The following is a 14,337-nucleotide window of genomic DNA, read 5'->3' as shown; positions in this document are numbered from 1 at the left end:
GGGCCGTATCGTCAGATCGAGAAACCCTAATCCGGCGCACGCGACCTCTGTGAGGGTCAAGGATGTTACAAGCGCCCCTGTCGCGACTTGAGGACGGCTGCGAGGGCCCGCCATTGCAGCCCGCTGCGCGCCATACGGACCAATCCCTGGCAGGCGGCGCGAAAACGATCCGGACCGCTTCCTCTGGACCAGAAAATCGATGCACGGCGGAAAGATCCGTCATCATCCTGATGATCTGCAAAGAAAAATCGTGATATCCCAGAACAATCCGGCAGGGCCGGAATCTTGCGGCGGCCGGCTGGGGGACTGCCTTGACGGTGCACGTGGCCGGAGTGAAGCGCCGAAAAAACTGCCCGTTCCGATCCCGCATCCGGCCCGGAGGCAACCTCCCTCGATCGCGGATGCCGGCCTGGCTCAGCCCCGGGAAATGGCCCGAAATCCGTCGGGGAAACGGCCCCCGAGAAGGGAGGCCTCCGTCTTGGCCGCCAGCCTGCCGGCGGCCGGTCCGCTTCACCGACCTGCGGGCAACGTGCTGGCCGTACCGCCAGTCCGGGATGCGCGTGCCCGCCCTAAACCCGGGAACCGATGCCCTTCCGGCGGCCGCGTCCGGGCCCCGACCTTTACGCACTGATTGCCGCCTCCTGCGATCATCGGCGCCCGGACGGCCTCTGTCGCACCGTCCGGGCCAAGTTTCCTCGCGAGGGGAACGGGCTCAGGACCCGCCTGCGTGACAGGTCGGGCCGGTTGCGATTTTCTCCGCTTCGGGCGCATCCGGGGAGCCATCGCCCAGTGCCCCCGGGGACAGCGCCCCTGCCCCATTGGCGACGGCCTCGCCCCCACTCCCGGCCAATTCGGCCAGACCTCCCGGGACGCCGCCGGGCAGAACCATCCCGAGGGGAGGACGCGAGAGGGCCGGGCCGAGGGCTGGGTCGGTCGCGTCGCGCTCATGGCCGCACGCCTCGGCGAATGGCGGATAAGCGGCGCCCAGGAACGGCCGGACCGCCAGCGCGCGCCGCAACTGGCGCCGCAGCGGCGCGGCCAGCGCATCGCGTGCGCCGGTGTCGAGCCGACCGAGACTCTCGGCGACCCGGAGCGCCGCGAGCCGCCCCTGCAATCCGGCCGCCCGGGCGCCGACGATGCCGGCGCCGTCGCCCGCGACGAAGACCCCCGCGAGCCCGGCTTCGGTCGCCACCGCCTCGCCCCAGATATCGCAGACCGGGGTGAAACAATGCTCACGCGGCATCCAGCGATGGGCCAGCCCCAGCGCACAGGAGACCTGCAGGTTGGGCTCTACCCCGTGATGCAGAAAAACCGCATCGCAAGGCAGCCGGTGCTGCGCGCCGCGACGCTGGAACCGCACCGCCTCGGCCCGCTCTTCGCCCTCGATGACGACATCATGCGCCGCGGTGATGCGCGGCACCCCCGCCCGACGCAGCATCCGCAGCATGCGCCAGCCTTCGGAAAGATGGGGCCAGCCGCCGAAGACACCGCCCAGATGACACATCGCCCGGGCCAGATCGCCCCGTGTCTGGGTGTCGATCAGCGCCGTCGGCGTCACCCCGGCGTGCAGCATCTGCACCACAAACAGATAGAGCAGCGGCCCGGTGCCCAGCAGCACCGCACGCCGCGGCAGCAACCCGGCCTCTTTCAGCAGGATCTGCCCGGCCCCGACGGTCAATACCCCCGACAGGGTCCAGCCCGGCACCGGCATCGGACGCTCGTGCCCGCCTGTCGCCAGCAGCACCCGACGGGCCCGCAGCGTCCGCGCCACCGCGTCCTGCCGGTAGGTCAGCCGAAAGCCCGGCTCGACGGACAAGACCTCGGCGCCGCCGATAAGCTTGATCCCGGGCTGGTCGAGCCCGGCAATCAGACTGCGCCCCTCGAGCGCGGCAGCATCCAGCGCGGCCTCCCACTCCTGCTCTTCATGGTATATATCGCGATAGACCAGCCCGCCCGGCCTCGTCTGCGCATCGAACAGCGCGACCCGCAGCCCGGCCTGCGCCGCCTCACCCGCAGCGGCCATCCCGGCCGGCCCCGCCCCGACCACCGCCAGATCCGCCTCATGCATCTGCGGACACTCCCGGCCGGAACGGGCGTGGGGCCCGGGCGCGCAGGCCTCTGTTGCGGTCGAACCCGGGCGCGGCCGAGCAATCGTTCGGGCCTGACAGAGACGGCCAGGCCGCGGTCAGGCCGGCGGGCCCGTGATCCGGCCCGCGCCGACGGCGCGATGCCGCCGACCCGGCCCGGCGCCGGACCCGTCTTGCATGGGCTGCCCGCGCAACCGCCCTGTCGCGTCCCCGCGTCGGATCGAAATCGCAACGGCCAAAGGCACCGCCGCCCTCGATGGCGTCCCTTCTTTCCATTTTTCCCCCTTCACGTCCGTTTCCGGCCGATCGACGCCGGATTTTCCAGCGCCGCAGATAAATGAATTGAACGTCACCCCTGGCGCCCCCAGCGCGCAACGGGTCGTTCCTTAAAATCAAGCGAAAATACGACTTAGCCCGTTTAAAATCGAAGAAAATTACAATTTGTGCAAGAAGTTCCGGACCGGGCTGCCGGAAACGGCATCTCAGTCGCGCGCGCCGATCCGCCCGCCCGGATCGGGATAGCGGTAGATCCGGCCCTCGAAGTTGCGCAGCAGCAGATCGTCGCCCTCGCGCCCCTCGATATGGTCGGGCACCAGCGCCACCTTGCCGCCGCCCCCCGGCGCGTCGATGATGTACTGTGGCACCGCATAGCCGGTCAGATGGCCGCGCAGCCCGTCGATGAGGTCCAGCCCCGTCTCGATCGGCGTGCGGAACTGGCCCGACCCGGTGATCGGGTCGCATTGCAGCAGGTAATAGGGCCGGACCCGCCGCTTCAGAAGCCCGCGGCAAAGCGTGCGCATGGTCTCGACCGTGTCGTTGATGCCCCTGAGCAGCACGGTCTGCGCCCCGAGCGGAATGCCCGCATCGGCAAGCCGCGTCAGCGCCTCGGTCGCCTCGGGTGCCAGCTCGGCCGGGTGGGTGCAATGCAGCGACATCCACAGCGGGTGGTGCTTCCGCAGCATCCGCGTCAGCGCCCCGGTGATCCGCATCGGCAGCACCAAGGGCACCTTGGTCCCGATCCGGATGAACTCGACATGCGGAATGGCGCGCAGGCGGCCGAGAAGATAATCGAGCTTGTCATCGGACAGGGTCAGCGGATCGCCGCCCGAGACCAGAACGTCGCGGATCCGGGGATGGGCCGCGATATAGGCGAAGGCGCGCTCCCAGTTGCGGGCCGAGATCCCCTCCTCGCCGCCGGGCTGGCCGACCATCCGCGAGCGCGTGCAATAGCGGCAATAGGTCGAGCAGGTGCCGGTGGCCAGAAACAGCACCCGGTCGGGATAGCGATGCACCAGCCCCGGCACCTTGCTGTCGGGGGTCTCGCCAAGCGGGTCGTCGGATTCGCCCGGCAGGCGCAGATATTCCTGCCCGACCGGAATATGGGTCCGGCGCAAGGGCTCGGCCGGATCGTCGCGCCCCATCAGCGAGGCGTAATAGGGAGTGATGCCGACCGGCAGCCCGCTCTGGCGCCGGGCGACCGCCGCGCGCTCGTCCTCTGACAGACGGAACACCTGCGCGAGCCCGTCGAGCGAGCGGATCCGCGCGCGCAGCTGCCAGCGCCAGTCGGACCAGTCCGCGGCACTGGCCTCGGGAAAGAACCGGCGCCGGAACGCCCGCGCCTCGGGGCTGGAAGGAAAGGCCGCGCGCCGTCTTGCCGCCCCGGCCGGCCGGGCAGAAGGCAGGGCAGTCGGTTGCGCCGTGCCGTTGCGCGAGGGGGTCGCATCGGGGGCGTGGGTCTCATCCATCGGGCTATCCGTTTTGCTGTCGTTCCGGCCGTCGCGCGGGCCTTGCCGCCGGGGCCGCCCTGCCGGAGCGGCACCATGCCGCGCTTCGGGCCCGAGTGCAATCGCAGGCCGGGCCCTTTCCAGAGACCTTTCCGGAACCCGGCCTGGCGATGGGCCGGCAGGGCAGGACATGCGCGGTGCCGCCCGGTGGCCGGGTCCCTCGCCCGGCTCTGCACGCGCCCGGGCGGCGTCCCGAAACCGCGTCGCGACCATGCGGACGACGCGCCTTCGGCCCCGTCGCGGGAAGGCTTCCAGCCCCCCCGGATCGCCGGACAAGCGCCGCGACCGGCAGGCCCCGCCCGCTCTGACGTTCCGTTTACGATTGACGCGGCGCCGGGGCAGCGGCAATTGTTGCGGGAAACGGAACCGTTTTTCCGTGTTTTGGAACGCTGTGATGACCATTCTCGAGAATGCAGCCCATGTGCTGCGCTGTTTCGGTAACGACTGTACGGATCTGACGGTGTCCGAAGTGTCCGAGCGTCTGGGGCTGCCGAAAGCCTCGGCCTCGCGGCTGCTGAAGACCATGCGCGAAACCGGCATGCTGGAAGAGATCGGCGGCACCCGCCGCCACCGGCCCGGGCGGATGATGCTGAACATCGCCGCCGCCTACCGCTATTCCTCAAGCGTCTTCGGCCGCGCCCGCGCGGTGGTCCACGAGGCCAGCCAGCAATTCGGCCATACCGGCTATGTCTCGATCCGCGATGGCCGCAACGTGATGGCGGTGGCCGATTTCGAGGGCACCAACGCGCTGCGCGTCGGCTCTGCGACCGGCCGCAGCCTGCCTGCCGAACGCTCTGCCACCGGTCGCAGCCTGCTGGCGCGGCTCTCCGACGAGGAACTCGCGCGGCTTTACGGCGACCGGCTCGCCGCCGACCGGCTGTCGCGCGATCTCGACCCTGTCCGCAAGCAGGGCTATGCCTTCGTGTCGCAGCAGACGATGCCCGGGGTCGACGGGCTCGCGGTGGCGGTGGGCGACCCGGTCACCGGAGAGGCGGTCAGCCTCTGTCTGGTCTATCCGCACAACCTCGTCTCGGACAGCGAACGCGACGACATGATCGGCACGCTGGTCGAGGGGGCCGGCGGCATTGCCGAGGCGCTGGGGGATTCGCTGATCTGCCACGCCGAAAGGGACCGGGCCCCGGCATGAGCGCGCCGGTGGCAAAATGGCGTCTCGGCTTCGATATCGGCGGCACCTTCACCGATTTCGTCCTGCATGACGGCACCACCGGCGCCCTGACCCTGCACAAGCGCCTGACGACGCCGCAGGACCCCTCCGAGGCCGCGCTGGCCGGTCTTGACGAGATCCTCGCGATGCAGGGGATCGGCCCCGGCGATCTGTCGGAAATCGTCCATGGCACGACCCTCGTCACCAATGCGGTGATCGAGCGGACCGGCGCCCGGACCGGCCTGATCGCGACCGAGGGGTTCCGCGACATCCTCGAGATGGGGACCGAGCAGCGCTACGACATCTACGACCTCTTCCTGCCCTTCCCCGAGCCGCTGGTCCCGCGCGACCTGAGGCTCGAGGTGCCCGAGCGCATCGACGCCACCGGCCGGGTCCTGCTGACCCTTGACGAGGCCGCGCTGAAGCGGGCGGGCGCCGAACTGGTCGGCGCGGGCTGCGAGGCGGTGGCCATCGCCTTCCTACATTCCTATGCCAACCCCGCGCATGAGCGCCGCGCCGCCGGGATCCTGCGTAGCGCTTTCCCCGGTCTCGCGGTCTCGGTCTCCTCGGATGTCGTGGCGGGGATCGGCGAATACCGCCGCACCGCGACCGCCGCGGCCAATGCCTATGTGCAGCCCCTGATGCACCGCTATCTGGGCCGGATCGAAAGCGCCCTTGCCGCCCGGGGATTCGCCGGGGCACTGCGGCTGATGCATTCGGCCGGCGGGCTCATTCCGCTCGAGACCGCGCGCGACTTTCCGATCCGGCTGCTGGAAAGCGGCCCGGCGGGCGGCGCGCTGGCGACCGGGCTTTTCGGCCGCGCGGCCGGACTGAGCGACATGATCTCCTTCGACATGGGCGGCACCACGGCCAAGGCCGCACTGATCGAGGACGGGCAGGCCGCCATCGCGCCCGAGATCGAGGCCGCGCGGGTGCGCCGCTTTACCCGCGGTTCGGGCCTGCCGATCCGGACCCCGGTGATCGAGATGATCGAGATCGGCGCGGGCGGCGGCTCGATCGCGGAGATCGACGAGGTCGGGCTGCTGAAGGTCGGGCCGCGCTCGGCCGGGTCCGACCCGGGGCCGGCCTGCTACGGGCTAGGCGGCACCGAGCCCACTGTCACCGACGCCTCGCTGGTGCTGGGCTATTACGATCCGGGCTTCTTCCTGGGCGGCCGAATGGCGCTCAGGCCCGAGGCCGCGCGACAGGCGGTGGCCCGTATCGCCGCGCCGCTCGGGCTGTCCGTCGATGAGGCCGCGCTCGGCATCCACAAGGTGGTGGTCGAGAACATGGCCGCGGCCGCCCGCGTGCATATCGTCGAGCGCGGCCGCGATCCGCGCGACTTCGCCATGGTCGGATTCGGCGGCGCCGGTCCCGCGCATGCGGTCGATGTGGCCCGCGCGCTCGGGATCGCCCGTGTGGTGGTGCCGCCCGCCTCGGGCGCGGCCTCGGCACTGGGATTTCTCGCAGCCCCCCTGTCCTTCGAGGCGGCGCGCACGCTTCGCGTTGCCGTCGGCGAGTGGATCGATGCGGCGGCAATCAACCGGACGCTCGACGCGATCGAGGCCGAGGGCCGCGCCCATCTGGCCCGGGCCGGGATCGGCGAAACGGAGACCTCTGTCGAGCACAGCGCCGAGATGCGGCTGCGCGGCCAGATGCACGAGATTTCGGTGCCGCTGCCCGACGGCAGGCTCTGCCCCGAAGACGGCCCGCGCCTCCGGGCGGCCTTCGAGGCGGCCTATGCCGCGCGTTATGCTCCGCCCTTCGAGGGGGCCGAGATCGAGGTGATCGCGCTGCGGGCCCGGGTCTCGGGGCCCGCCCCCGCGCTGACGCCTGGCATTGATGGCGAGGGCGCCGCGCCCGGGAGGACCAGCCACTCGCCCCGCCTCAAGGGCACCCGCAGCTGCCTGTTCGAGCAGGGCCGGTTCGAGACCGCGATCTACGACCGATACGCGCTTGTCCCCGGAGACCGCATCGCGGGCCCGGCCATCGTCGAGGAGCGCGAGGCGACCACCCTGATCGGCCCCGGGGACACCGCCCGCGTCGATGCCGGGGGAGCGCTTCATATCGAGGTCGCACGCCCGGCCGCGGCGGCCGCGCTGGTGACGGCCTCGATGGACCGCGCCGAAGCGGTGGCGCGGATCGAGGCCGATCCGGTCGGGCTCGAGATCATGTGGGCGCGGCTTGAGAATGTCGTCGAGGAAATGTGGCTGACGGTCTGCCGCACCGCCTTTTCGCTGATCATCGCCGAGGCACAGGATTTCGCCTGCGAGCTGCTCGACCCCGAGGGCGAGACGCTGGCCCATTCGCCCCGCGCGATGCCGGTCTTCAACCTGACGCTGCCGCGCGCGGTCAAGGCGCTTCTGGCGCGCTATCCGGCCGACACGCTCAAACCCGGCGATGTGCTGATCACCAACGATCCCTGGCTCTGCGCCGGGCATCTCTTCGACATCGCCCTGGTCACGCCCGCCTTCCGCAACGGCAGGCTGGTCGGGCTGATGGGCACGGTCGGCCATGTCTCGGATATCGGCGGCACCCGGGATTCGCTTCGGGCCCGCGAGATCTACGAGGAAGGGCTGCAGATCCCGCCGATGAAGCTGTTCGATGGCGGCCGCCCGAACGAGACCCTGATCGAGCTGATCCGGCAGAACGTGCGCAACCCCGATCAGGTGCTGGGCGACATCTTCTCCTTCGTCGCCGCCAATGCGCTGGGCGCCGAGCGGCTGGATGCCTTCATGGCCGATTACGGCATGCACGACCTCCGGGCGCTGGCCGAGGTGGTGCAGGGCCTGTCGGAACGCGCCATGCGCGCGGCGATCCGGGCCCTGCCCGATGGCGACTATCGCAGCAGCATCATTTGCGCGCCGCAGGGCGAGGCGCTGGAATTTCCGGTGCGGATCGCGGTCGAGGGCGACGCCATGCTGGTCGATTTCGAGGGCGCGCCGCCGCAACTGCCGCAAGGCGGGCTGAATTCGACGCTGAACTACACCGCCGCCCATGCCACCTATCCGCTGAAATGCATGCTGACGCCGGGCGTGCGCGGCAATGCCGGATGCTACCGGCCGTTCCGGGTGACCGCGCCCGAGGGCTCGGTGCTGAACCCCGCCTTTCCGGCCTCGGTCAACATGCGCACCCGAACCGGCTGGTATCTCGCGCCCAACATCTTCCGGGCGATGGCCGATGCCGCCGCAAGCGGCGTGCAGGCCCATACCGGGCTGCCGAGCTCGATCCATATCTATGGCAGGGATGCCCGCGGCGATCTCTATTCCGATCTTCTGCTCCTGGGCGGCGGCCAGGGCGCCTCGGCCCATGGCGACGGGCACTCGGCGCTGCTCTGGCCGACCTCGGCGGCCAATACCTCGGTCGAGATGATCGAGAGCCGCACGCCGATCCTGGTGCTCTGCAAGCGCTTCGCCCCCGATACCGGCGGCCCCGGCCGGCATCGCGGCGGGTTGGGCCAGATCCTGCGTTTCCGCAAGCGCGAGGCGGATGGCACGCCGATGCAGGTCCTCCTTCACCCCGAGGGCACCGCGACGCCGGTCCCGGGCCTTTTCGGCGGGCGCCCCGGCGGCAAGGCCTCGGGCCGGGTGCTCGACCCGGACGGAAAGCTGCTGCAGGATGTCGGCCACGGCGCGCTGCTGAGCCTGAGCGGAACCGACGAAATCGTCGAACTGACACTGGCGGGCGGCGCGGGCTACGGCCCGGCCGAGACGCGTGGACCGGCCGCTCTGGCCCGCGATCTGGCACTCGGTCTGGTCTCTCCCGAGGCTGCCGCGACGGAATACCGCACGGCGGATGCCGTACCGGACGAGGCGACAGCGGGCTGAAAGTTCCATATTCGGAAACTGTCACGTCTGACCCATTGCCAACGAGACCCGGAACGGGCACATCCAACTCGGAGACCTCGAATGCCCCATTCGCCTGAAGCGCCGACCCGGCGCAAGGTCCTTGCGCTGGCCGGATCCGGCCTGGCCGCCGGGACGCTTGCCGCCGCCCTGCCCGCCCCCGTCCTGGCCAGGGACCCAAGGCTGATGATCATTGCCTCGGGCAGTGATTTCCCCAATCTCGACCCGCATACCACCTCGGGCTCGGCCCCGGCCTTCTTCATGCGCAATGTCTATGACCCGCTGCTGCGGACCGCGGGCACGCCCCCCGAACCGGTGCCCGGGCTGGCGCAAAGCTGGGAGACCTCCGAAGACGGCATGGTCTTCACCTTCCGGCTCGATCCGGCAGCGCGGTTCCATTCCGGGCAACCCGTCACCGCCGAGGACGTGGTCTATTCCTTCGCCCGCGCGCTGCGTCTCGCCAAGGGCAATTCCTGGATGCTGCGCAACATCGTCACGCCCGAGGGGCTGGAGGCGCTCGATCCGGCCACGGTCAGGATCTCGCTTGCAGCACCCTTCGCCGCGTTCCTCTCGGTACTGCCCTGGTTCGCGGTGGTCGAGAAGGCCGTGGTCGAGGCCCATCTGGGCGAGGATGACGGCCAGAGCTGGCTGATGTCGAATACCGCCGCCTCGGGACCGTTCCAGCTTCAGCAAAGCCGCTCCGGCGCGCTGTACCGCTTCCTGCGCGCGCCGACCGCCTGGCAGCCCGGCGGGGGCAATCTCGACGGCATCATCTGGCGCGTCTCGCGCGAGGCGGCCAGCGAGAGGCTGATGCTGCAGCGGGGCGAAACCCATGCCGCGCTCGATCTGAGCTCCGAGGACATGGACGCGCTCGAGGGCGCGCCCGGCGTGGTCCGGGTGATCGAACCCGAATACCGCACCTTCTCGATCAAGATGAACACCCGCCACGGTCCGCTGGCCGATATCAACATGCGCCGCGCGATCTCTTATGCCGTGAACTACCGGGCGCTGCTCGATACGGCCGGATATGCCGAGCTGATGGTCGGGCCTCTGCCCAATGGCATTCTCGGCCACGATCCCGGGTTGGAGGTGCCGCGACACGATCCCGAGGCCGCGCGCGCGCATCTGGCCAGGACCGCCACGCCCGAGGGCGGGATCACGCTGAAGATGGTCTATGTCTCGCATCTCGAGCAGGAGCGGCGCTATGCGATGGTGCTGCTCGACAGCCTCAAGGCGCTTGGCATCGGGCTCGAGATCCAGCCGCTGTCCTGGCCCGACATGGTCGCCGCCTGCGCCCGCCCCGAGACCTTCCCCGACTTCTTCCCGGTCTATCAGACCGCGAATTACGGCGATCCCGACAATATCGCCTATGCCGCCTATCATTCCGCCTCGAACGGAAACTGGCAGAACGCGGTCTATTCCAGTCCCGAGGTCGACCGGCTGATCGAGGCGGGCCGGGCCGAGATCGATCCCGACAGACGCCGGCAGATCTACGGCGATTTCCAGCGCGCGGTGGTGGCGGATGCGCCCGACATTTTCGGGGTGCTCGAAAAGCGCAAGCTCGGGCTGCGCGCGTCGGTTCAGAACTACGTGTTCACCCCGGTCGCCTCGAACGCCATCGAATGCTGGCCGCTGTCGCTGAGCTGAGGCCGGGCATCCGTCCCGCCGCGCCACAGCCGGCGCGGCAGGCGCGGCGCGGTCGGGGAGCCGGCCCATGCTGAGCTTTCTCCTCCGCCGCCTCCTGATGCTCGTGCCCGTCCTGATCGGGCTGACGCTGATCATGTTCGCCATCGCCAGGCTCTTGCCGGGCGATCCGGTCGGGCTGGCCGCCGGCCCCAATGCGACACTGGCCGAGCGCGCCGCGCTGGCGCGGGAGTTCGGGCTCGACCGGCCGGTCTGGGAGCAGTATCTCAGCTATGTCTCGGGGCTGGCCCGGGGCGATCTGGGGCGCTCGCTGATGACCCGGCGCCCGGTCGCCGAGGATATCGCCACCTATCTGCCCGCGACGCTGGAACTGGTGCTGTCCGCGATGATGATCGCGCTGGCCATCGGCCTGCCGCTGGGGCTTCTGACCGCGCTCTGGCGCAATCGCTGGCCCGACTATCTCAGCCAGGTGCTGGCGATCGGGGCGATCTCGATGCCGCGCTTCTTCCTCGGCCTGCTGCTGCAACTGGTCTTCGCGATGTGGCTGATGTGGCTGCCGCTGGGCGGACAGCTTCCGGTCGTGACCTTTCCGCCGCCCCGGGTGACGGGATTCGTCACCCTCGATGCGGCACTGGCGGGCGAGTGGCGGACGCTGGGCGCGGCCTGCCGCCATCTCGCCCTGCCCGCCCTCGCACTCTCGCTCTCGCCGCTGGCCGCGATCATGCGCACCATGCGCGCCGCGGCGATCGAGGTGATGGCCGAGGATTACGTCACCACCGCCCGCGCCCTCGGCCTGCCGCGCCGCAAGATCCTGATCAAGACCGTCGGCCGCAACGCGATCTCGTCGACGCTGACGGTGACCGGGCTCTACATCGGCTGGCTTCTGGGCGGGACGGTGCTGGTCGAGACCGTGTTCGACTGGCCCGGGCTCGGGCTTTACGCCACGCGCGCGATCCTCAGCCAGGACATGATGCCGGTGATCGGGGTGGCGCTCGTCAGCGGGCTGATCTTCATCTTCGTCAATCTCGTCATCGACCTGGCCTACGGGCTGGTCGACCCGAAGGTCCGCTACGGATGAGCGCCCTGACCTCCCCCCCCCTGCGCCCACGCCGCGAGGGGCTGCACCGCGCCTTCTGCAGGTTCCGCCAGAGCCGGCTGTCGATGGTCGGCGCGGGGCTGGTCGCGCTGGTGCTGGCGACGGCCGCCCTCGGCCCGTTTCTCGCGCCCTATCCCGATCATGTCGCGGGCGGCATCGACACCGCCGCGCGCTTCCTGCCGCCCTCGGCCGCGCATCCCTTCGGCACCAACGAGCTCGGGCAGGACGTGCTGTCGCTGACCCTCGCGGGCGCCAGCGTCTCGGTGCTGGCGGGCTTTGCGGTGGTGCTGATCGGCAGCGCCATCGGCACGCTTGTCGGCGCCATCGCGGGCTTTGCGGGCGGCTGGATCGACGAGATCCTGATGCGGCTGACCGATCTGGTGCTGACGGTTCCGAACCTGATCCTCGCCATGGCCATCGCCGCGGCGCTGGGGCCGGGCTTCCAGAACATGGTGCTGGCGATCTCGCTGGGCTGGTGGCCCGGCTATGCCCGGCTGCTGCGCGGCGAGGTGCTGTCGGCACGCGAGGCGGTCTATGTCACCGCCGCCCGGGCAATGGGCGCCTCTCAGGCGCGGGTGCTGTTTTGCCATGTGCTGCCCAATTGTCTCTCGCCGGTGATCGTCAAGATGTCGCTCGACATGGGCTTCGCGATCCTCGCCGTGGCCGGGCTCGGCTTCATCGGCATCGGGGTGCGGCCGCCGGTGCCGGAATGGGGCACAATGCTGGCGACCGCGCGCAACTACATGCCGGATGTCTGGTGGACGGCAATGGCGCCGGGGCTTGCGATCTTCGTGTCGGTGTTCGGCTTCAACCTGCTGGGCGACGGGCTGCGCGACCTGCTCGACCCGAAGGGGCGCCACTGATGGCGCCGCCGCTGCTCGAGATCCGCGATTTGCATCTGAGGATGATGACCGGCGACGGCCCGGCACATGTGCTGAACGGGGTCGGGCTGAGCGTCGCGCGCGGCGAGATCCTGGGGCTGGTGGGCGAGTCGGGCTGCGGCAAGTCGCTGACCGGGCTGTCGGTCTCGCGGCTGGTGCCGCAGCCGCCCGCGCACTACCCGTCGGGCGAGATCCGCCTTGACGGAGAGAACCTGATGACGCTCTCCGAGCACCGGATGCGGGCGCTGCGCGGCCGCCGCATCGGCATGATCTTCCAGGACCCGGGCACCAATCTCAACCCGACCATGCGGATCGGCGACCAGCTCGTCGACGCGGCACTGGCCGCCGGGCGCCACGCCCCCGACCTGCTTGGCCCCGGTCCCGCCCGGCCCGCGGCCCGGGCGCTGGCGGCCGAGATGCTCGAGCGCGTCGGCATCGCCTCGGCCCGGCAGCGGCTGAACGCCTGGCCGCATGAATTCTCGGGCGGGATGCGCCAGCGCGTGCTGATCGCGATGGCGCTGATCGGGCGGCCCGACCTGCTGATCGCCGACGAGCCCACGACCGCGCTCGACGTCTCGGTCCAGGCCCAGATCCTGACGCTTCTGCGCGGCATGGTGGCCGATCGCGGGCTGGGCGTGATCCTGATCACCCATAACATGGGCGTGGTGGCGCAGACCTGCAGCCATGTCGCGGTGATGTATGCGGGCAATGTGGTCGAGACCGGGCCGGTGGCAGAGCTGCTGGACCGGCCCGCCCATCCCTATACCCGCGCGCTGATGGCCGCGATCCCGACCCGGAACACGCCGCGCGGGGCGCTGCGGGGGTTGCCCGGCACCGTGCCCGACCTGTTCGACCCGCCGCCCGGCTGCCGCTTTGCCCCGCGCTGTCCGCACGCACAAGCCGCCTGCCGCACCGCCCTGCCCCCGACATACGCGCTCGGAGCCGGCCATTCGGTCTTCTGCCTGCACCCCGTCGCAGGGGCCGTCGCTGTACCCGTCGCAGGGGCCGCCGATGGCTGAGCCGCTTCTCGAGATCCGCGGCCTCACCCGCCGCTACCGCCCGTGCCGGAGCCTGCTGTCGCGCAGCCCCGAGGTGATCGCGCTGGAGGATGTAAGCCTGAGCATCGGGCGCGGCGAAAGCCTCGGGCTGGTGGGCGAAAGCGGCTCGGGCAAGAGCACGCTGACACGCGCGATCCTGCGGCTCGAGGCGCCGGATGCCGGGCAGATCCTCTATCGCGGAGAGGACGTGGCCAGGTTCGGGCCGCGCGCGCTCCGTGCCTTCCGCGCCCGGGTCCAGATCGTGTTCCAGGACCCGCAGGCCGCGCTGAACCCGCGCATGACCATCGAGCAGATCGTGACCGAACCGATGCGGGTGCATCGAGAGATCGTCGGTCTGGACCGGCGCGGACGGCGCGAGCGTGCCGCCGAGCTGATGGCGATGGTGGGGCTGCGGGCCGAGCATCTGCGCCGGTTTCCGCATGAATTCTCGGGCGGACAGCGGCAGCGGGTCTGCATCGCCCGGGCGCTGGCCGCGCGCCCCGAGCTGCTGCTGCTCGACGAGCCGACCTCGGCTCTCGACGTCTCGGTGCAGGCGCAGGTGCTGAACCTGCTGATCGACCTGCAGGACCGGCTGGGGCTGACCTATCTCTTCATCAGCCACGACCTGGGCGTGGTGCATTATCTCTGCGACCGGGTCGCGCTGATCCGGCACGGCCGGCTGATCGAGGACGGACCGACCGCGCAGATCTTCGACGCGCCGCAAAGTGCCTATACCCGGATGCTGATCGCCGCCGCCCCCGAGATGCGGCGCCCCGACTGAGCGCGCCCCAACCGGTC

9 protein-coding genes are annotated in these 14,337 nt (G+C 70.3%); 7 read left to right on the top strand and 2 right to left on the bottom strand.

The window, feature by feature from the left end:
- Positions 1-712: 712 nt before the first annotated feature.
- Together B5V46_RS08010 and B5V46_RS08005 are read right to left on the bottom strand one after the other, a co-directional pair.
- A complete protein-coding gene (locus B5V46_RS08010) occupies positions 713-2,068 on the bottom strand; it encodes an FAD/NAD(P)-binding oxidoreductase (RefSeq protein WP_080616111.1) in 1,356 nt (451 codons plus the stop codon).
- Between the two features lie 501 nt (positions 2,069-2,569).
- Positions 2,570-3,832, bottom strand: a complete 1,263-nt coding sequence (locus B5V46_RS08005) for a KamA family radical SAM protein (protein ID WP_080616110.1) — start codon at positions 3,830-3,832, stop codon at positions 2,570-2,572.
- 433 nt (positions 3,833-4,265) lie between these two features.
- Between B5V46_RS08005 and B5V46_RS08000 the strand changes: the two genes are divergently transcribed.
- The 7 genes from B5V46_RS08000 (at position 4,266) to B5V46_RS07970 (ending at position 14,320) form a co-directional block, all read left to right on the top strand.
- On the top strand, positions 4,266-5,018 hold the full coding sequence (locus B5V46_RS08000; protein ID WP_080616109.1) for an IclR family transcriptional regulator: 753 nt from the start codon (positions 4,266-4,268) through the stop codon (positions 5,016-5,018).
- Between the two features lie 8 nt (positions 5,019-5,026).
- Positions 5,027-8,863 carry a hydantoinase B/oxoprolinase family protein gene (locus B5V46_RS07995; protein ID WP_231119265.1) on the top strand — a complete coding sequence of 1,279 codons (3,837 nt, stop codon included), beginning with the start codon at positions 5,027-5,029 and terminating at the stop codon, positions 8,861-8,863.
- A gap of 81 nt (positions 8,864-8,944) precedes the next feature.
- The gene (locus B5V46_RS07990) at positions 8,945-10,528 is read left to right on the top strand and encodes an ABC transporter substrate-binding protein (protein ID WP_080616107.1); all 1,584 of its coding nucleotides are present in this window, start codon (positions 8,945-8,947) and stop codon (positions 10,526-10,528) included.
- A 67-nt stretch (positions 10,529-10,595) separates the two neighbouring features.
- Entirely contained in the window at positions 10,596-11,603 is a 1,008-nt protein-coding gene (locus tag B5V46_RS07985) for an ABC transporter permease (RefSeq protein ID WP_080616106.1), read from the top strand.
- The gene (locus tag B5V46_RS07980) at positions 11,600-12,484 is read left to right on the top strand and encodes an ABC transporter permease (RefSeq protein WP_080616105.1); all 885 of its coding nucleotides are present in this window, start codon (positions 11,600-11,602) and stop codon (positions 12,482-12,484) included. Before B5V46_RS07985 ends, B5V46_RS07980 begins: the two co-directional genes overlap by 4 nt.
- A complete protein-coding gene (locus B5V46_RS07975) occupies positions 12,484-13,521 on the top strand; it encodes an ABC transporter ATP-binding protein (protein WP_080616104.1) in 1,038 nt (345 codons plus the stop codon). The genes B5V46_RS07980 and B5V46_RS07975 overlap by 1 nt, the downstream gene beginning before the upstream one ends.
- Positions 13,514-14,320 (top strand): ATP-binding cassette domain-containing protein, encoded by an 807-nt coding sequence (locus tag B5V46_RS07970; RefSeq protein WP_080616103.1) that lies wholly within the window; start codon positions 13,514-13,516, stop codon positions 14,318-14,320. The genes B5V46_RS07975 and B5V46_RS07970 overlap by 8 nt, the downstream gene beginning before the upstream one ends.
- Positions 14,321-14,337 lie beyond the last annotated feature (17 nt).

Source organism: Rhodovulum sp. MB263 (assembly GCF_002073975.1).
In the GTDB taxonomy this organism is placed as follows: domain Bacteria; phylum Pseudomonadota; class Alphaproteobacteria; order Rhodobacterales; family Rhodobacteraceae; genus Rhodovulum.
This window is presented reverse-complemented; position numbering and strand designations above follow the sequence as displayed.